The sequence below is a fragment of the Limnohabitans sp. genome (genome assembly GCF_036804465.1).
Classification (GTDB): Bacteria; Pseudomonadota; Gammaproteobacteria; order Burkholderiales; family Burkholderiaceae_C; genus Limnohabitans.
The window spans coordinates 1-16,940 of record NZ_DAIRSK010000004.1; the positions used below are offsets into that span (position 1 = coordinate 1).

Here is a 16,940-nt window from a genome sequence, read left to right on the forward strand (position 1 = left end):
GCCGTTGTGGGCCTCATCGGCGAGTTACAAAACGCACGCTTGATCGTCAACTGATTGTTCAATCCGCTCACTGTCATCCACCATGCACCACGACTTTGAATGATGGCAGTTTTAAGTTTAATTTCTGTGGGTCATGCCTACTCCTTAGACGAATGGCTATTTCAAGGTCTCGATTTTGAGCTGGCGCGTGGCGAGCATGTGGCGATTCAAGGCACATCGGGCTGTGGCAAGTCCACTTTGCTCAACATCATGGCGGGTCTGGAAGTGCCGTCCCGTGGCGAGGTTTGTTGGGCTGGCGAACCCACTTCGACTTGGTCAGCCGAGCAGCGTCGTGCTTGCCGTCAGTCTGAGATGGGTTTTGTTTTTCAAGCGTTTCATTTGTTGCCGCACCTGTCGGCGCTGCAAAACGTCATGGTGCCTGGGTTGTTGGGTGGGCAATCGGGTCAAGTCTGCGCGGCAGCAGCTCGCTCGCTGCTGTGCGACCTGGGCATGCAAAAAAGGTTGGATGCCAAGCCGACCAGCCTGTCGGGGGGCGAGCAACAACGCGTGGCCTTGGCCCGTGCCTTGGTGCATCAACCTCAAGTGGTTTTTGCCGACGAGCCAACGGGCAACCTGGACACCACCACCGCCGCCAACACCTTGGCTCTGTTGATCGAGCTGTGCACGGCAAGACAAACCAGCCTGGTGGTGGTGACCCACTCTGACGAAGCTGCGCGCGCCATGGGGCGAACTTTGCGCTTGACGCCCCAAGGCCTGGTTTGCTGAACTTGAAGGGTCAGCAGCTGCTGTTTGTTTGGTTGCTCAAAGGCGCTTCGGTTCAAGCGTGGGTGAGGTGGTGCGTCGCGCTCGCCATGGTGGCCATAGGCGTGATGTTGGCGGTTGCCATCCACACAGTGAACCATTCAGCACTGGCCTCGTTCGGTCAGGCGCTGGACACGGTGAATGGACAAGCTTCGGCTCAGTTGGTGGCGCCCTTGGGGGACATGGATGACCGCCAGATTGATGTTTGGGACGACCGCCGCGCAGCCTTGGGCATCAGCACCGTCAGCCCTGTGCTGGTCGTGCGGACCGACCGCTTGACGGTGCTCGGTCTCGATTTTTTCAAGGCCGCTTCTGTGACGGCTTCCTTGATGCCCAGCGCGGCAGAGGGCGCCAACGATTTGTTCAATGCCAAGGCCTTGTTCTTATCTGCGGCGGCGCTCAAGGCTTTAGAGGTGCGAGTGGGCGACAACATTGTTTTGCAGCATGGGCTTGAGTCTGTGGCCTTGGTGGTGGCAGGTGAAGTGCCTGGCGCAGCTTCTCAACTCATTGGTGTGATGGACATTGGCAGCGCGCAATGGGCGTTCAATCGATTGGGAGTGGTGTCGCGCTTGGACCTTCGCCTTGAAGATGGTCAAACCCCACAAGGCCTACGTGCCGCCTTGCAAGCGCAGTCCGACACAATTCAGGTGGTCGCTACGCAAGACCGTGACCGCCGCATGTCCTTGCTCTCGCGGGCCTACCGTGTCAACCTTTCCGTGCTGGCCATGGTGGCTTTGTTGACGGGTGGTTTTTTGGTATCTACTGCGGTCAATTTATCAATCGTGCGACAGCGCGCCGAGTTGGCTTTGCTGGGGGTCTTGGGGGCAAGCGAGGCTTGGCTGGCCCGCTTCGTGTGGGCGCAAGGTGGATTGATTGGTGCCTTGGGCGGCATAGTGGGGGTGGGCCTGGGCCTGTTGCTTGCGGCCATGTTGATGCGCTGGTTTGGCGGCGACTTGGGCGGCAATTACTTTGCCAACAGCCAGCCGCCGATGGTGATTGACTGGCTGGCCATGGCTGTTTTGGCGCTGGTTGCCACGCTGATGGGCCTGGGTTCAGCTTGGTTGCCTTTGTTGCAAATCAATTGGCGTCAACCCATGGCGGTGCTGCGTGCGGGCCAAGCCGAAACCTTGGTGTTCTCCACGCCCACGCTGAAATGGAGCTTGGTGGCCTTGGGCCTTTCAATCGTTTTGCTGCTGCTGCCCAGCTTGGATGAATTGCCTTGGGCAGCTTATGGTGCGATTGCCGCTTTGCTGTGTGCAGGACTGCTGGCCATCCCTTGGGTGTTGGCACAGCTTTGGGGAGGGCTGTCGCGCGCGATGTGGCATTCGCCATCACGGGTGTTTCGGCATGCCTCGGCGATTGTGCGATTGGCTGTTTGGCGGCTGGCACAAGCGCCTTCAGCGGCCACGCCTTTGATCACGGGCACTGTGGCTGCGTTTTCGCTCACCGTGGCGATGATGGTGATGGTCAGCAGCTTTCGCACGTCGGTTTCAGATTGGTTGGGCCAGGTGTTGCCAGCCGATCTCTACACCAGCAGTCAAGCCATGGTCGATCAGCCAGGCTTGCATGCTGGCGTGCAAGCCCAGATAGCTGCCCTGCCTCAAGTGCAGAAGGTGGAAACCAGCCGTCTAAGAAGCCTGCGTTTGGCCTACGACCGCCCTGAAGTCATGTTGATAGCCAAGCCTTTGAATTTGAACCATCCCATGCAGTCGGTTGCTTTGGTAGGCTCTGCCAAGATGCCTCCTGAGGATGGTCAAAGTAGGGTGGTGGTGTTCGGCTCTGAGGCCATGGCGGATCTTTACGGCTGGCGTGCTGGCCAAGAGGCTTCAATGCCATTGACCGCTCAGGGTCAGCAAAGTGTGTGGGTGGGTGGGCTGTTCAGAGATTACGGCCGACAGCACGGCTCGGTGGTGATGGCCACGCCAGACTTTGAGCGACTCACTGGTGACCGTTCTCGATCCAGTGTCTCAGTGTGGTTGGCCCATGGCGCAGACCCTGCCAAAGTCATGGCGCAGATTCAAAGCCTTGGGCCTGAGCTGGCGCAACTGAAATGGATCACTGCCAGCGATGTGCGGCAGCTTTCACTCAAAATTTTTGACCGCAGTTTTGCGATGACTTACGCACTAGAAGCGGCCGCCTTGTTTGTCGCGCTTTTTTCAGTTGCTGCTGGCGTCACGGGTCAGTTGATTTTGCGTCGCCGAGAATTTGGTGTGCTGGCGCATTTGGGAATGTCCGGCACAGACCGTTGGCGATTGGTGTCTTTGGAGGTGGGTTTGTTGTTGGTGGTGGCGGTGGTATGGGCCACTTTTTTGGGCGTGTTAATGAGTCAGATCTTGATTCACAAAGTTAACCCAGAGTCATTTCACTGGACCATGGAGACGCAATTTGCCGTGGGTCAGTGGGCCTTGATCAGTGGCTTGTTATTGGCGATTGGTGTGCTGACAGCCCGCTGGGCAGCACGCCAAGGCCTAGACCCGAAGCGCTTGGCCGAAAGCCTGCGTGCAGATTGGTGAGCACGATGACGCCTCGTCGCCAGCTCATGAAAACCGCCGCCTGCTGGATGGCCGCTTTGTCGCCGTGGCCGTCTGTTTTGGCGGCCCCTGACAGCGATTTTTATCCACGTGTGAGGCCTAGGCGCTTGGTGTTTCCAACAGACCATGGCGCGCATCCTGAATACCGCACCGAGTGGTGGTACCTCACGGGGTGGCTGGGGCAAGGTCCCTCGGCGATGGGATTTCAGTTGACTTTTTTTCGCAGCCGAACCCAGCATGCGGTCGACAACCCCAGTCGACTGGCACCCCAACAGTTGCTCTTCGCGCATGCAGCGTTGGCCGTTGCACAGCAAGACGTTTTCTTGCATGCCAACCGCGCTGGGCGTCTCAGCGGGACGCATTTGCGTGCTGCTACAGCAGACACCGACTTGCAGTTTGAGGATTGGCGCTTGCGCCGCGTGCAGCGCGCTGCGGCAGAGGTCTATGAGGGGCGTTTTTCAGGGGAAGGCTTTTCTCTGTCGTTTGAAGCCACCACCCAGCAACCCGCCCTCTTGCGCGGGCAAAACGGTTTGTCGCAAAAAGGCCCCAAAGCTGAACAAGCGAGCTACTACTACAGCCGCGCACCTTTGCGTGTAAGCGCCAGCGTGCAGCTGGGCAAGCAAACACAATGGATGCAAGGTCAAGCTTGGCTAGATCATGAATGGTCCAGTCAATTGTTGATGTCAGGAGCCGTGGGTTGGGACTGGTTAGGGATCAATTTGTTAGACGGCGGCACGCTGATGGCTTTTCAAATCCGCAACAACAAATCAGAGTCCCTTTTTGCGCACGTCGATGCGCGTGACCGCGATGGCAAGCCCGCCAAAGGCTGGCGTGGGCTGAAGTGGCAACCACGGGGCAGTTGGCGTTCTCAATCATTGATTGAATACCCCATACCCATGGACTTGCTGGTGCAAGGCCAGAGTTTTCGCCTGGTGCCTCTGATGCTGGCGCAGGAGGTGGACGCGCGCACCAGTACGGGCGGTTTTTACTGGGAGGGCGCAGTTAGTTTGATGCAAGAGGACCGCATTCTGGGCCATGGCTATTTGGAATTGACTGGCTATGGCGAGCCTTTGCGAATTTGACTAAGCTAATTGCTTTGAAAGGCTCGTTTGATGATTGATGTTTATTTGCAGATGCCCGCATGCTGATAAGAAAAGCGTTCCCACCTTTTTATCTGTTTGTGATTTTTCCTCTGGCTTGGCTGCTGCGTTGACTTTTCTTTTTGATCCATTCAGCGCAACATGGATGGCCGCTGTGGTCTTGGTTCACATGGGCAGTTGAGCAATCGGAGTCTGAGGAGTTAAGAGGGTGACCAAAGGGCGTATCAAGCGTCTTCAGTCTGAAGCTCGCGCGCAAGAAATGCAGTTCAAGGTGGCAGCACTTACCGTCTGCGCGCTGTGCGATCGCCCCATTCCGCCAGCGCTGCGAGATGCCCACCACTTGATTCCTAAATCACGGGGTGGCGTCATGACGGTTTATGTGCACCGTGCATGTCACAAGCAAATTCATGCGTTGTTCACTGAAACTGAGTTGGCCAAAAACTACCCAAGCCCACAAGCCCTGAGAGAACATCCAGAAATGGCGAGATTCATCAACTGGATCAAAGACAAGCCGAGCGAGTTCAATCCGCCTACCAAGCGAAGCCGCTTGCGATGACCGCAATGCAACATGCGCGAGCTTGTTCCCAGGCCATGTACCGCCTCAACGAACTGCTTGTTTAGGGGGCAATCGTCGCCCCTTCAATTTGATGGCGAACCAAGCTGTCGCGCACAAACCCATTTGATTTCATGTTGGCAACGAAGTTGGCCAATGTTTCTTGTGCCCGTTTTGAAACGCTGTGGGGCTGTCCCATGGCCTGTTCAATCACCATGAAACGTCCGGGCAGTAATCGCAGGCCATCAAATTTTTTGGCATCTGATTCGAGTTGTTGCTTCACACCTGCAGCCACATCGTAGGTGCCTTCCATAAAGAACGGAACGACCAAGGGCGAGGTGGGGGCTCTGACCAATTGCGCTTCTTTGAGTTCGCGTGTGAGAAAAAGGTCGTAGGCACTGCCTTTGCCCACCACCACGCGATGCATGGCCTGATCGACTTGCGCATTGTTGAGCAGGGGCGAATCTTTTTTGACCAAGTAGCTGCCTTCTATCAACACATAGGGTGGGGTAAAAGTGATGCCTTTGCCTCGCACCGGATCGATGGCGAAAAATCCAATGTCTGCTTGGCCTTGCGTGACGGTTTCCACCGATTTGCCAGCTGACTCAACCGGCACCAGTGTCAATGGCAGATTGAGTTGTTTAGCCAGTGCCTGAGCCAAATCAACAGACACACCCACTGGCGCCCCTGAGGATGGATCTTTTCGCGCAAGGATTGGGTTGCCAAAGTTGATCACCGCACGCAAGGTTCCGGTGGGCGCTATTTCTTTTGCAATATCAGGCGGAGTTTGGGGCAGGGCGAGTGGTGACATCAGGACTGAGATGGCAAGAGTTGCCAATTGCATGGGTAGTTTTAAATTTTTCATCAATTAAAACGAGAGGCTTTGCCCCTCGGCTGCTTGCAAGCATTTCATGATGAGCGCTCTAGTAAAAGGGTTGAGAACAATTGACATTTCAATACATCAGCCCCTAGGGAATACCCTTTTAGTGGTCGAATTTTGAATGTCAGAGTCGCCATACGGACAGTGTCAGCGTACCCAAGCTTCGCTGCGCTCCCAAAGCGCGCGTGCAAGTTCAGCGTTTTGGCCCAGTGCAGCGGGTGCAGTGGGGTGACAGTCAGCGTAGTAAAGCCCTGTCTCGGTCTGAGGCGCATGCAAGGCGCAGTGCAAGGTGGTGCGTGCGCCTTCTTCGGCAGTGAGCAAACCACGCAAGCGCAGCAGAGGGCGAGCCCAAGTGGGCAGCGCACGCCAGATCTCGGTGTCTACAACGCCGGGGTGCAATGAATAGGTTGACACTTGTGTGCCTTGGAGGCGCTTGGCAAGTTCTGCGCTGAACAGCAAGTTGGCCAATTTTGAGTTGGCATATTCGCGTATGCCTGTGATGCTGCGGGTAGGGCGGCGCACATCTTCCCAATCGATGCCTGAGGTGCGTTTGTGTGCGCGGCTTGCCACCGTCACCACGCGTGCCGGTGCGGCCGCGATCAAGTGAGGCAGCAGCAACTGCGTCAGTAAAAAATGGCCCACGTGGTTGACGCCAAAGGTCATCTCGAACCCATCGACGGTCAGCCCGCGCGCGCCTGCAACGCCCGCGTTGTTAACCAACAGGTGCAGGGGTAGCTGCAAAGCAGCAAACGCCTCAGCGCAGGTACGCACTGAATTCATGCTGGACAAATCCAGCGGCAAAAAGAGGGCGGGTAGGCTGCCAGGCAGTGCTTGAATGTCATCAAGAATCGGCTGCGTTCTTGCCAGTGATCGGCCAGCGATGATGACCCGATGCCCAGCCTTGGCCAGTTCAATGGCCGTGACGCGACCAATCCCCACGTTCGCACCGGTGATCAAGGCCACGCGTGCGTTAGCTTTTGTCATGTGTTGCGCCACGTCTTGGCTATCCCGTTTGTCAAAAAATTAACTTTGTTTGCTTGCCCATGGCACGCACTGTGGTCCACTTTTATGACTCTGATATTTCGGATTTGTGACATTAATTTTTTGCAGCGGTTTTTCGTTAGTGGATCAATCAAAGTTCATAATTGAAGGAGAACAACTTACAGGGATTACCCATGCGCGCCATCAAGAAAGCAAGAAAATTTATTGAGACTGATCCAACTTCAGATGTTTCAGTGGCACTTTCAAAATTAATTCTTGCACTAGAGAATGAGCAAGATTTTTCATTGAAGCCCATGTATGACCTAGGCATGGACGATTTCAATTTGTTGATTGAAGTGATGAAAGACTGGCGCTTAGACCGTTTTTATGAAGGCAAGACCAAGGCCATTAGCATTGCTTTGCAAGCCGGCCAAATCAAATCGTAATCGCTTCTTGTGACGTCATCAAAAAAGGGTTCCAGTTGGAACCCTTTTTTGTACAAAGTCAATTCGCTTAGGCGCGAGCTTTACGGCGAACAGGCGCTTTTGCTGCTGCTTTGGGTGCGTGCTCTTTCAGCTTGTTCAAGCCTTCTTGAGCCAATTCAGCAGTTTTTTTGGCGTTTTTACGTGCTTCAGTCAGGGCTTTGTTGCTGGCTTCCAAGGCGGCTTTGACTGCGGTGACGGCAGCCTCAGAGCCTTGAGGTGCTTGGTTCAAGCTGTCGTGGATGGCTTTGTTGGCGGTGTCGTGTGCATGGTCAAAGTGGTTTTCTGCGAATGCAGCAGACTCAGCTTGGAACTCTTGTGTCAACTCGTATGCGGTGGCGGCAAAACCAGCCATGCTCTTGGCTGTGGTTTCCAATTGAGTTTTGAGCAACTCCAAGGCTGCAGCGGGGTCTTTGACATCCAACACGGAGGTCAATTGGGCTTGGGCCAACTCGGCGTTGACTTTGGCTTGCTCTAGGCTGAGCTCTGTCAAACGCTCAACTTGTGAGAAAGAGAGGGTAGCCAATTCGAAAGCGGCTTGGAGGGAAGCTTCCACTTGGGTTTTGATTTGGTCTTGCATGTTCATTCCTTTAAAAAATTTGATCAACGTGAGAATGCTAGCCAAGGTTTGTGAAAAAAACAGCAAGCCAATGCTCTTTAGAGCCAGTTCTCTAGCCCATCTTTTTCTCAGTGGGCGCTTAGGTGGGGTAGGCTTACCAACTGCCCACATTGGGCATGTCCGCCCATGGCGCCTGCGGTGGCAAGGCTTCGCCTTGTTGCAGCAGTTCCACCGAGATGTCGTCGGGCGAGCGCACAAAGGCCATGCGGCCATCGCGGGGTGGGCGAAGGATGGTCACGCCATGGGCTTGCAGCTTTTCACAAGTTGCATAGATGTTGTCGACGGCATAAGCCAAGTGGCCAAAGTTACGCCCGCCGGTGTACACCTCGGCATCCCAGTTGTAAGTGAGCTCGACTTGCGCGTCTTCGTCGCCAGGGGCGGCGAGGTAGACCAGGGTGAAGCGGCCTGGCGCATGCTCTTTGGTGCGCAAGACCGTCAAGCCCAGTGCATTGCAGTAGAAGTTCAAAGATGCTTCAAGGTCGGTGACGCGCACCATGGTGTGGAGGTATTTCATGGGGGTTCTTTCTTTAAATAGGAGTGCTTGGGCGCAATCTTGCCAGCCAAGATAAACCATCGCGCGTGCCGTTGGTGACATCACCCAAAATGGGTCGGTATTCGCAACCAATCCAGCCTTCCCAACCGCACGCGGCTGACACCTCATCAATCACGTCAAAAAGATAAGCGTGGTTGAGTTCACCCAAGTCTGGCTCGTGGCGCATCGGCACACCCGCAATTTGAAAGTGACCGATACGACCTGTGGGCAGGTGGTGGCGAATCTTGGCAGCTATGTCGCCTTCCATGATTTGGCAGTGGTAGAGGTCCATCTGCACTTTCACGTTGGACGCGCCAATGAGCGCCACGATGTTGTGGGCTTGGCTCTGGTAGTTCAAGAAATAGTGAGGCATGTCGCGTGTATTGATGGGTTCGATCAACACATCGCAGCCCGACTGTTGCGCTTGAGTGGCTGCCCATGCGATGTTTTGGATATAGGTTTGCTCGATCACGGCCAGGTCTGCACCTAGGGGCTTCAAGCCCGCCATGACATGGATGCGTGGGCAGTTCAAGGCGTCGGCGTAGGCCAAGGCTTGGAGAAAGCCCGTTTGAAACTCAGTTTCGCGTCCAGTCAAGCAGGCGAGTCCGCGCTCACCCGCATCCCAATCGCCTGGCGGAGCGTTGATGAGCACTTGTTGCAAGCCGTTGCCGCTCAAGCGTTGTTGCAAGTCGTGGGTATCAAAAGCGTAGGGAAACAAACATTCAACGGCTTTGAAGCCGTCATGGGCGGCAGCGGCAAAGCGGTCTAGAAATGCGTGCTCGTTGTAGAGCATGCTGAGGTTGGCGGCAAAACGTGGCATTGCCAGAGTTTAATGAGCGCGCACGAGTTTCGCGAGTCTCTCAGGTCTTGCTGAGTCACTGAATGTCTTTATTGCTTAGGTATGATCTGCTAATCAAAGGAGCTTCACATGGCCGATATCAACCCAACCAATAACAACCTCGTCATCGGCGAGGGCGTGACTTTCAAAGGCTCTATTTCTGCGCCTGGCAAAGCTGTCATCAATGGCAATGTCTCAGGCGAATTGACAGCCGACGACTTGTTGATTGGCACCAAGGGCCAAGTGACTGGCACTGTGCGTGCCCGCGAAATCGATGTGCATGGCGAGCTCAACGAAGACATCGTCTGCAAAGAGCACCTCTTGATCCACAGCACGGGCAAAGTGTCTGGTACTTTGGAGTATCACGAGTTGGAAATCCAGCGCGGCGGTAAGTTCAAAGGCAATATGAACCAGAAATGAGTCGGTTCGCCAATCGGCGCGAAGCCTTTTGGTCTGGCATTCGCGATGCCATGGGCGCGCCAGTTTTAGTTCTGTTTGCAGGGATGGTCGGCTTTGGCGCCATGGCGCGTAGCCATGGATTTGATGCGTGGGTGACGGGCCTCACCAGCTTGCTGATGTTTGCGCTGCCCGGTCAAGTGGTGATGCTTGAGATGTTCATCTCAGGCTCCTCCTTGTTGGCCATTGGTTTTGCCGTGACGCTGACATCTACCCGTTTTGTCACCATGGTGGTGACGCTTTTCCCCCAGTTTCATAGGCGTGACCGCAATTTACTTTTGTATGTGTGGGTGCATATGTTGGCCATGACGGCTTGGGCCGTGTCGATGCGCGAGTTTCCCCGCATGTCCCCCCAGCACCGCTTGAATTACTTCATCGGCTTGGCATTGCCGTGTTGGGTGATGTCCCCATTGGGTACGGTCTTGGGCTATTTCGTGGCGGGCTGGGTGCCTATGGCGGTCACGCTGGGTTTGGTCTTCATCAATCCTTTGTTTTTTTTGCTCACGTTCACTGATGTGAAACCTTGGGCCAATCGCATCGCTATTGGTTTGGGATGCCTGCTAGGGCCTGTCTTTTTTGTATGGGACGCAGACAGCAGTTTGTTGGTCACGGGCTTGGTGGCGGGTTCCGCCGCGTATCTGATTGACCGTCGTTGGTTGCGGCCAAGGCCTGCTGAGGTGAACGTATGAATGCAGATATGCAAGGCTGGGGCGTTTGGTTCGCGCTCACCGCCGCCTGCTTGGGTACCTACATTTGCCGCGCAGCGGGCGTGAAGCTCTCGGGCCACATCAACCAAGACAGCGAGGTGTTTCGCTGGCTGTCTGCAGTGACTTACGCGATGGTGGCTGCTTTGACTGTGCGCATGATTTTGATGCCGCTGGGTTTGTTGGCCACTGTGCCGGTGTTGCTGCGTGTGCTCATTTGTGCGCTCAGTTTGGCTGTGATGGTCTCAAGTCCAGAGCGCCGTTTGGTGCCAGCCCTGCTGACAGGCACCCTGTTGATGCTGTTTTACGGCGTGCTTCAAACAACGCCTTAAACGCTGTCGTCTGTCACAGACCGAAACTACAATTCATGTGCAACTGAATAAAGCACCATGAACATCCTGATTTCGAACGACGACGGCTTTCAAGCCCCTGGCCTTGTGGCACTCTACGAGGCGCTCAAAGACTTGGGCCGCGTCGAAGTCATCGCCCCCGAACACAACAACAGCGCCAAGTCCAACGCGCTCACCCTGCATTCGCCCTTGTATGTGCACCAAGCCAGCAACGGTTTTCGCTACGTCAACGGCACGCCTGCCGATTGTGTGCACATTGCCCTCACAGGCTTGCTGGACTACAAACCTGACCTCGTGGTGTCTGGCATCAATAATGGCGCCAACATGGGCGACGACACGATTTACTCGGGCACAGTGGGTGCAGCCATGGAGGGCTATTTGTTTGGTGTGCCTGCCATTGCTTTTTCGCAAGTTGACAAAGGCTGGGCTCACATTGATGCCTGCGCTGCCAAAGCCCGCGCGCTGGTGCTGCTTATGCAGGCACAAGGCCATATCTCTGGTGTGCCCTGGTTGCTGAACGTGAACATTCCCAATCAACCCGTTGAGCAAATCAAGCCTTTGCGCGTGACGCGCTTAGGTCGTCGCCATTCGGCTGAGCGCGTGATCACCCAAACCAGCCCACGTGGTGAAACCATGTATTGGATTGGCAGTGCAGGCGCCGCCAAGGACGACAGCGACGGCACTGACTTTCACGCCACTTTTGAAGGCCACATGTCAGTTACGCCACTGCATGTGGACTTGACCGAACACACCTCTTTGCCGCAGTGGGCTGAGCGTTTGGGTGTCTTGCAGGCATGAAACAACGCCCCAGCTTTCCTGCACGTTTAGAGTCAGACAAGCCCCAAGCGGCACCCAGAACTTTGCTAGGCGCCACGCGTGTGGTCACGGCACAGTCTGCGGTTCGAAGCAAGCCTGCAGGCATGGTCAGCCCCACAGGCGTGGGACTGGATTCATCGGCTATTCGGGCACGCATGGTGCAAAAGCTTGCATCGCAGGGCGTTGACGATGTCGTGGTGCTCGAAGCCATGGGTCGTGTGGAGCGTCACCGCTTTGTGGACAGCGCTTTGGTGAACCAAGCCTACGAAGACACCAGCTTGCCGATTGGCTTGGGTCAAACCATCTCCAAACCCAATGTGGTGGCTCGCATGATTGCGCTCTTGCGACAAGCGCCTGGCCTGCAAGGTGCGCCCATGATGGGGCGTGTTTTGGAGATCGGCACAGGCTGCGGCTACCAAGCGGCTGTGCTGGCCTGCATAGCCCGCGAGGTCTACAGCATTGAGCGTTTGCGTGGTTTGCACGACAAAGCGCGTGAGAACTTACGCCCCATGCGATTGCCCAATGTGCACATGATCTTTGGCGACGGTATGTTGGGCTTCGCTCAAGGTGCACCTTATAGCGCCATCATCTCGGCAGCGGGTGGTGAGAGCGTGCCCCAAGCTTGGATAGATCAGCTGGCTGTTGGCGGGCGCTTGGTGGCACCAACGCACACAAGCTCAGGCCAACAGGCGTTGGTTGTGATTGATAAAACACCGCAAGGCTTGCAACAGGCGCTGCTCGAAGCCGTTAACTTTGTACCTCTAAAATCAGGCATTGCTTGAACAAAGGGAATTAAGAATGTTGCGTGCTGGAAAGTGGGTCCTTGGCGCCGTGGTCATAGTGCTGGCGCTGTCGGGTTGCTCGAGCAAGGGCCGCCTCGCGCCAGTCGATGAGCGTGCCATCGGTGGTGCACGTCCTGCTGCGCGGGCCACGGCCACCACGGAGAGTGCCAGCAAGCCTGGCTACTACACCGTCAAGCCCGGTGACACCTTGATTCGCATCGGCATGGACAGCGGCCAAAGCTGGCGCGACATCATGCGCTGGAACAAATTAGACAATGCCAATTTAATTGAACCTGGCCAGGTTTTGCGCGTCATGCCACCCGCCCCCGAGGCGCCTGTGGTGCGTCCTGCCGTTGCGCCTACTTCAGCGCCTATGCCGGTGGCCTCTGCGTCAGCACCGACCAACGTGTTGCCTGCAGTACCGCTTGCAACAGAAGATGCTGTGAGCTTTCAATGGCCAGCGCGTGGCAATTTGATTGCAGGTTTTGATGAGTCCAAAAACAAGGGGCTTGATATTGGCGGCAAGGCGGGTGACCCTGTCAACGCAGCGGCTGACGGCCGAGTGGTCTATGCGGGCGCTGGTTTACGTGGCTACGGTAACCTCATCATCTTGAAGCACAACAACACTTATTTGACCGCCTATGCGCACAACCAAACGTTGTTGGTCAAAGAAGACCAAGTCATCAAGCGTGGACAAAAAATTGCGGAGATGGGCAACAGCGATGCCGACCAAGTGAAGTTGCATTTTGAAATTCGCCGCCAAGGCAAGCCGGTAGACCCCGCTAAATATTTATCGACCAATTGATGACTGACGCCACGACAGAAACGACGAAAGAAGCGGTGACCGACAAAAAATGGCCTGACAACACGCTCACCATTGAGTCGATGGATCTTGAAGCGCAGGGCGTGGCCCACCGCGCCGATGGCAAGGTGGTGTTTGTTGAAGGTGCCTTGCCATTTGAAGTGGTGCGTGCCAATGTGCATCGCAAAAAAGACAACTGGGAGAAAGCCTCGCTCCTCGAGGTGATGCATGCGTCATCTCAGCGCGTCAAGCCAGTTTGTCCACACTTTGGTTTGCACGCAGGGGCCTGCGGTGGCTGCAAGATGCAGCACCTTGATGCTGCGGCTCAAATTGCCGTCAAGCAACGTGCCCTAGAGGACAACCTGTCCCACTTGGGCAAGGTCAAACCTGAAACTATTTTGCGCCCCATCCAAGGCCCTGCTTGGGGCTACCGCTACCGCGCTCGGTTGTCGGTGCGCTATGTGGTGAAAAAAGGCGAAGTGCTGGTGGGCTTTCATGAACGCAAAAGTCGCTATGTGGCCGACATGCGCCAGTGCCCAATATTGCCGCCGCATGTGGACGCGATGTTGCTGCCATTGCGCAAGCTCATTGGCAGCATGGAGGCGCGTGAGACCTTGCCGCAAATTGAATTGGCCTGTGGTGATGAGGTGACGGCTTTGGTGCTGCGCCACATGGAGCCTTTGAGCGCGCACGACATGGCTGCTTTGCATGCTTTCGCCTCCCAGTACAAGGTGCAGTGGTGGCTCCAGTCCAAAGGCCCAGACACGGTGTGTTTGATGGCGGGCGCATTGGGCGAGCCGCTTTCTTATGCTTTGCCTGAGTTTGGCATCACCATGCCGTTCAAGCCCACTGACTTCACCCAAGTCAACCCGCACATCAACCGCGTGTTGGTGACGCGAGCACTGCGTTTGCTGGAGATCGACCCTTCTGAACGTGTGATTGATTGGTTTTGTGGTTTGGGTAACTTCACCTTGCCCTTGGCCACCTTGGCACGCGAGGTCTTGGGAATTGAGGGCAGCGAGGCCTTGGTGGCGCGATCGGGCGAAAACTACGTTTTCAACCAGGCCAATCGGAGCAAGCCTTTGGCCCCCACACGCTTTGTGGCGCGCAACCTGTTTGAAATGACGCCAGAGTTGCTGTGCCAAGACGGCCCAGCTGATAAGTGGTTGGTCGATCCGCCGCGCGAAGGTGCCTACTCGCTGGTGCAGGCCTTGGCTGAGATAGTTCAGCAACCAGAGATGGGCCCCAACTGGACACCGCCTAAGCGCATTGTGTACGTGAGCTGCAACCCATCGACTTTGGCGCGTGACGCAGGGGTGTTGGTCCATTCAGCGGGCTACCGCATGACCTTCGCTGGGGCAGTGAATATGTTTCCCCATACGGCGCACGTGGAGAGCATGGCGGTGTTTGATTTAATTTAAAGCTGCGGACGTAAAAAAAGGGACCTGAGGGTCCCTTTTTTGTGGGTGTATGCAAGGCTTATTCGCGCTCGCCACCAAAGATGCCGAGCAAGGCCAACAAGCTTTGGAAGACATTGAGGATGTCCAAATACAAGGTCAGCGTGGCGCTGATGTAGTTGGTTTCGCCGCCATCCATCACTTGCTTCAAGTCATACAGCATGAAGGCGCTGAAGATGGCCATGGACAACATGGAAATCACCATCATGCCTACGGATGAACCAACGAACACGTTGATGATGCTGCCCACCATCAAGACCACCGCGCCCACCATGAGCCACTTGCCCATGCCAGACAAGTCGCGCTTGATGACAGTGGCCAAACTGGCCATCACAAAAAAGACGCCAGCCGTGCCAGCAAAGGCAGTCATCACCAACTCAGAGCCATTTTTGAACCCTAAGACCATGGCAATCATGCGTGAGAGCATCAGGCCCATGAAGAAGGTAAAGGCCAGCAGCACGTAGACCCCAGTCGCGCTGTGTTTGGTGCGCTCGATGGCATAAATAAAGCCAAATGCGCCAGCCAGCATCAAGATCATGCCCATCACGCCTGAGATGGCGTAACTGATGCCAGTAGCCACACCCACCCACGCACCGAGAACGGTGGGCAGCATGCTGACTGCGAGCAGCCAATAGGTGTTGCGCACCACGCGGTTGCGTTCTTGTGCGGGAAGAACGTAATAGTCAACGGTTTGGATGTTTTCATTCATGAGTAGCACTCCTGTAACTCTGATGATTCAGATGGTAAGCATTTTAAAGGTTTCAAGTGGTGTAGGTCTATTGCTTACTTTTATTGAGGTTTCTTTTGTGTTTTTTTGGTGAGTAAGGGTGGCTCAGGGTCGTTATGCTTATGGTTTTCTTATTTTTGAAACTGACTTGTCATGAAAACCAAACACTTTCTCGAATCCGCTGATGTCAAAGCCATAGCGGCCGCTGCCGAGGCAGAGGCTTTGAAAAACCATTGGGCTGTGACGATTGCCATCGTGGACGACGGTGGTCATTTGTTGGCGCTACAACGCTTGGATGGTGCGCCCGCTATTTCGTCCTACATTGCCCCAGCCAAAGCGAACACGGCAGCGTTGGGACGTCGTGAAAGCAAGGTTTACGAAGACGTCATCAATGCTGGACGAGTGTCTTTTTTGAGCGCGCCAGAAATCAAGGGCATGCTCGAGGGCGGCGTGCCCATTGTCAAAGACGGCCAATTCATCGGCGCTGTAGGCGTGAGCGGCGTGAAGTCCAACGAAGACGCGCAAATTGCCAAGGCTGGCATTGCTGCCCTCGGCCTGTAAATCAACACGTTTTTAAAAGAACAAGGCCTCGCAGCGTTTTGCTGCGAGGCCTTTTCTTTGCGTTTGCAGGTTTAGTAAATCAAGCGCTCAGGATTGACTTCTTGCAAGATGGTCGTTGCAATTTCTTCAATGCTTTTGTGAGTGGTCGACAACCAGCGGATGCCCGCGCGGCGCATCATGGCTTCAGCCTCAGCCACCTCATAGCGGCAGTTGTTTAAGTCGGCGTACTTTGAATTGGGGCGTCGCTCGTTGCGAATTTCGCTCAGGCGATCGGGTTGAATCGTGAGACCGAAAATCTTCTTTTTGTGCGGCACCAAAGCAGGCGGCAACTGACGGCGCTCAAAGTCTTCAGGTATGAGCGGGTAATTCGAGGCTTTGAGACCATGCTGCATCGCCAAATAAAGACTTGTGGGGGTTTTGCCGCTGCGACTCACGCCTACCAAAATAACGTCTGACAACTCTAAGTCTTTGTTGAGCTGGCCGTCGTCGTGCGACAAACTGAAGTTGATGGCTTCAATTCTGTCGTGGTATTCCTTGCTCTTGCTGACATCGGAGAAGCGGCCCACACGGTGGTTGGATTTGATGCCTAACTCTTGCTCCAAGGGGTTCACGAAGGTTCCAAACATGTCCATCAGCATGCACTTTCCTTGACAGCCTTCTTGAATCACGCTGAGCACCTCCATGTTCACCAAGGTGGTGAACACAATGGGTTTTCGCCCCTCTACATCGCCGGTGTGTGTGATTTGACGCACCGCTTGGTGAGCCTTGTCGACCGAGTCGACGAAAGGAATTCTGATGTGGCGAAATTTAATCTCAAACTGCGCCAAGATGGCATTGCCAAAAGTTTCTGCAGTGATGCCAGTACCGTCAGAGACAAAGAAAACGCTGGGATGGGGCATGAAAAACTTTCAAGAGGACTGAGGTGTTAGCGCCAATGAGGCACCTTGTCGGCCACCTACAATCCTCTG

At 55.1% G+C, this 16,940-nt stretch carries 20 protein-coding genes; 13 read left to right on the forward strand and 7 right to left on the reverse strand.

What is annotated here, in order from left to right; translation table 11 throughout:
* Positions 1-126 precede the first annotated feature (126 nt).
* The 4 genes from V7Q41_RS02720 (at position 127) to V7Q41_RS02735 (ending at position 4,988) form a co-directional block, all read left to right on the forward strand.
* Positions 127-765, forward strand: coding sequence for an ABC transporter ATP-binding protein (locus tag V7Q41_RS02720; protein WP_333842463.1), 639 nt, complete (start codon positions 127-129; stop codon positions 763-765).
* Positions 759-3,314, forward strand: coding sequence for an ABC transporter permease (locus tag V7Q41_RS02725; protein ID WP_333842466.1), 2,556 nt, complete (start codon positions 759-761; stop codon positions 3,312-3,314). The genes V7Q41_RS02720 and V7Q41_RS02725 overlap by 7 nt, the downstream gene beginning before the upstream one ends.
* A gap of 5 nt (positions 3,315-3,319) precedes the next feature.
* Positions 3,320-4,414: a carotenoid 1,2-hydratase gene (locus tag V7Q41_RS02730; protein ID WP_333842468.1), complete on the forward strand. Its 1,095-nt coding sequence runs from the start codon at positions 3,320-3,322 to the stop codon at positions 4,412-4,414.
* Between the two features lie 226 nt (positions 4,415-4,640).
* On the forward strand, positions 4,641-4,988 hold the full coding sequence (locus tag V7Q41_RS02735; RefSeq protein ID WP_333842470.1) for an HNH endonuclease: 348 nt from the start codon (positions 4,641-4,643) through the stop codon (positions 4,986-4,988).
* Positions 4,989-5,049: 61 nt separating this feature from the next.
* On the opposite strand, the gene V7Q41_RS02740 is transcribed toward V7Q41_RS02735, so the two are convergent.
* Together V7Q41_RS02740 and V7Q41_RS02745 are read right to left on the reverse strand one after the other, a co-directional pair.
* Entirely contained in the window at positions 5,050-5,796 is a 747-nt protein-coding gene (locus tag V7Q41_RS02740) for an ABC transporter substrate-binding protein (RefSeq protein ID WP_333842826.1), read from the reverse strand.
* A 216-nt stretch (positions 5,797-6,012) separates the two neighbouring features.
* The gene (locus V7Q41_RS02745) at positions 6,013-6,849 is read right to left on the reverse strand and encodes an SDR family NAD(P)-dependent oxidoreductase (protein WP_333842473.1); all 837 of its coding nucleotides are present in this window, start codon (positions 6,847-6,849) and stop codon (positions 6,013-6,015) included.
* Between the two features lie 191 nt (positions 6,850-7,040).
* Between V7Q41_RS02745 and V7Q41_RS02750 the strand changes: the two genes are divergently transcribed.
* Positions 7,041-7,292 (forward strand): hypothetical protein, encoded by a 252-nt coding sequence (locus tag V7Q41_RS02750; RefSeq protein WP_333842476.1) that lies wholly within the window; start codon positions 7,041-7,043, stop codon positions 7,290-7,292.
* 67 nt (positions 7,293-7,359) lie between these two features.
* Here the strand turns inward: V7Q41_RS02750 and V7Q41_RS02755 are convergent, their stop codons facing one another.
* The 3 genes from V7Q41_RS02755 to otnI form a co-directional block, all read right to left on the reverse strand.
* Entirely contained in the window at positions 7,360-7,908 is a 549-nt protein-coding gene (locus V7Q41_RS02755; RefSeq protein WP_333842478.1) for a phasin family protein, read from the reverse strand.
* A gap of 133 nt (positions 7,909-8,041) precedes the next feature.
* Positions 8,042-8,461, reverse strand: a complete 420-nt coding sequence (locus tag V7Q41_RS02760; RefSeq protein WP_333842480.1) for a VOC family protein — start codon at positions 8,459-8,461, stop codon at positions 8,042-8,044.
* Positions 8,462-8,474: 13 nt separating this feature from the next.
* Entirely contained in the window at positions 8,475-9,299 is an 825-nt protein-coding gene (otnI, locus tag V7Q41_RS02765; protein WP_333842482.1) for a 2-oxo-tetronate isomerase, read from the reverse strand.
* Between the two features lie 108 nt (positions 9,300-9,407).
* Here otnI and V7Q41_RS02770 point away from each other — a divergent pair, with 108 nt between their 5' ends.
* The 7 genes from V7Q41_RS02770 (at position 9,408) to rlmD (ending at position 14,648) form a co-directional block, all read left to right on the forward strand.
* On the forward strand, positions 9,408-9,737 hold the full coding sequence (locus V7Q41_RS02770; protein WP_281810548.1) for a bactofilin family protein: 330 nt from the start codon (positions 9,408-9,410) through the stop codon (positions 9,735-9,737).
* Positions 9,734-10,462 (forward strand): AzlC family ABC transporter permease, encoded by a 729-nt coding sequence (locus V7Q41_RS02775; protein ID WP_333842489.1) that lies wholly within the window; start codon positions 9,734-9,736, stop codon positions 10,460-10,462. The genes V7Q41_RS02770 and V7Q41_RS02775 overlap by 4 nt, the downstream gene beginning before the upstream one ends.
* Positions 10,459-10,809, forward strand: coding sequence for an AzlD domain-containing protein (locus V7Q41_RS02780; RefSeq protein WP_333842492.1), 351 nt, complete (start codon positions 10,459-10,461; stop codon positions 10,807-10,809). The genes V7Q41_RS02775 and V7Q41_RS02780 overlap by 4 nt, the downstream gene beginning before the upstream one ends.
* Before the next feature lie 57 nt (positions 10,810-10,866).
* On the forward strand, positions 10,867-11,625 hold the full coding sequence (surE, locus tag V7Q41_RS02785) for a 5'/3'-nucleotidase SurE (RefSeq protein ID WP_333842495.1): 759 nt from the start codon (positions 10,867-10,869) through the stop codon (positions 11,623-11,625).
* 122 nt (positions 11,626-11,747) lie between these two features.
* Positions 11,748-12,425 (forward strand): protein-L-isoaspartate(D-aspartate) O-methyltransferase, encoded by a 678-nt coding sequence (locus V7Q41_RS02790; RefSeq protein WP_442918785.1) that lies wholly within the window; start codon positions 11,748-11,750, stop codon positions 12,423-12,425.
* 16 nt (positions 12,426-12,441) lie between these two features.
* Positions 12,442-13,230, forward strand: coding sequence for a peptidoglycan DD-metalloendopeptidase family protein (locus V7Q41_RS02795; protein WP_333842499.1), 789 nt, complete (start codon positions 12,442-12,444; stop codon positions 13,228-13,230).
* Complete coding sequence (gene rlmD, locus V7Q41_RS02800) at positions 13,230-14,648, forward strand: 23S rRNA (uracil(1939)-C(5))-methyltransferase RlmD (RefSeq protein WP_333842502.1); 1,419 nt, start codon at positions 13,230-13,232, stop codon at positions 14,646-14,648. The genes V7Q41_RS02795 and rlmD overlap by 1 nt, the downstream gene beginning before the upstream one ends.
* Positions 14,649-14,706: 58 nt before the next feature.
* Here rlmD and V7Q41_RS02805 read toward each other — a convergent pair whose 3' ends face one another.
* Complete coding sequence (locus V7Q41_RS02805; protein WP_333842505.1) at positions 14,707-15,393, reverse strand: Bax inhibitor-1 family protein; 687 nt, start codon at positions 15,391-15,393, stop codon at positions 14,707-14,709.
* Positions 15,394-15,564: 171 nt separating this feature from the next.
* On the opposite strand from V7Q41_RS02805, the gene V7Q41_RS02810 reads away from it, so the two are divergent.
* On the forward strand, positions 15,565-15,972 hold the full coding sequence (locus tag V7Q41_RS02810) for a GlcG/HbpS family heme-binding protein (RefSeq protein WP_333842507.1): 408 nt from the start codon (positions 15,565-15,567) through the stop codon (positions 15,970-15,972).
* A 71-nt stretch (positions 15,973-16,043) separates the two neighbouring features.
* Here the strand turns inward: V7Q41_RS02810 and ppsR are convergent, their stop codons facing one another.
* Positions 16,044-16,871 carry a posphoenolpyruvate synthetase regulatory kinase/phosphorylase PpsR gene (gene ppsR / locus V7Q41_RS02815; RefSeq protein WP_333842510.1) on the reverse strand — a complete coding sequence of 276 codons (828 nt, stop codon included), beginning with the start codon at positions 16,869-16,871 and terminating at the stop codon, positions 16,044-16,046.
* Positions 16,872-16,940 lie beyond the last annotated feature (69 nt).

What these genes read in the sequence shown, in the direction of transcription:
- V7Q41_RS02730 (WP_333842468.1), top strand. Translation starts at nt 3,320, where the DNA reads ATGACGCCTCGTCGCCAGCTCATGAAAACCGCCGCCTGCTGGATGGCC.
- V7Q41_RS02740 (WP_333842826.1), bottom strand. Translation starts at nt 5,796, where the DNA reads ATGTCACCACTCGCCCTGCCCCAAACTCCGCCTGATATTGCAAAAGAA.
- V7Q41_RS02745 (WP_333842473.1), bottom strand. Translation starts at nt 6,849, where the DNA reads ATGACAAAAGCTAACGCACGCGTGGCCTTGATCACCGGTGCGAACGTG.
- V7Q41_RS02750 (WP_333842476.1), top strand. Translation starts at nt 7,041, where the DNA reads ATGCGCGCCATCAAGAAAGCAAGAAAATTTATTGAGACTGATCCAACT.
- V7Q41_RS02755 (WP_333842478.1), bottom strand. Translation starts at nt 7,908, where the DNA reads ATGCAAGACCAAATCAAAACCCAAGTGGAAGCTTCCCTCCAAGCCGCT.
- V7Q41_RS02760 (WP_333842480.1), bottom strand. Translation starts at nt 8,461, where the DNA reads ATGAAATACCTCCACACCATGGTGCGCGTCACCGACCTTGAAGCATCT.
- otnI (WP_333842482.1), bottom strand. Translation starts at nt 9,299, where the DNA reads ATGCCACGTTTTGCCGCCAACCTCAGCATGCTCTACAACGAGCACGCA.
- V7Q41_RS02770 (WP_281810548.1), top strand. Translation starts at nt 9,408, where the DNA reads ATGGCCGATATCAACCCAACCAATAACAACCTCGTCATCGGCGAGGGC.
- V7Q41_RS02775 (WP_333842489.1), top strand. Translation starts at nt 9,734, where the DNA reads ATGAGTCGGTTCGCCAATCGGCGCGAAGCCTTTTGGTCTGGCATTCGC.
- V7Q41_RS02780 (WP_333842492.1), top strand. Translation starts at nt 10,459, where the DNA reads ATGAATGCAGATATGCAAGGCTGGGGCGTTTGGTTCGCGCTCACCGCC.
- surE (WP_333842495.1), top strand. Translation starts at nt 10,867, where the DNA reads ATGAACATCCTGATTTCGAACGACGACGGCTTTCAAGCCCCTGGCCTT.
- V7Q41_RS02790 (WP_442918785.1), top strand. Translation starts at nt 11,748, where the DNA reads ATGGTCAGCCCCACAGGCGTGGGACTGGATTCATCGGCTATTCGGGCA.
- V7Q41_RS02795 (WP_333842499.1), top strand. Translation starts at nt 12,442, where the DNA reads ATGTTGCGTGCTGGAAAGTGGGTCCTTGGCGCCGTGGTCATAGTGCTG.
- rlmD (WP_333842502.1), top strand. Translation starts at nt 13,230, where the DNA reads ATGACTGACGCCACGACAGAAACGACGAAAGAAGCGGTGACCGACAAA.
- V7Q41_RS02805 (WP_333842505.1), bottom strand. Translation starts at nt 15,393, where the DNA reads ATGAATGAAAACATCCAAACCGTTGACTATTACGTTCTTCCCGCACAA.
- V7Q41_RS02810 (WP_333842507.1), top strand. Translation starts at nt 15,565, where the DNA reads ATGAAAACCAAACACTTTCTCGAATCCGCTGATGTCAAAGCCATAGCG.
- ppsR (WP_333842510.1), bottom strand. Translation starts at nt 16,871, where the DNA reads ATGCCCCATCCCAGCGTTTTCTTTGTCTCTGACGGTACTGGCATCACT.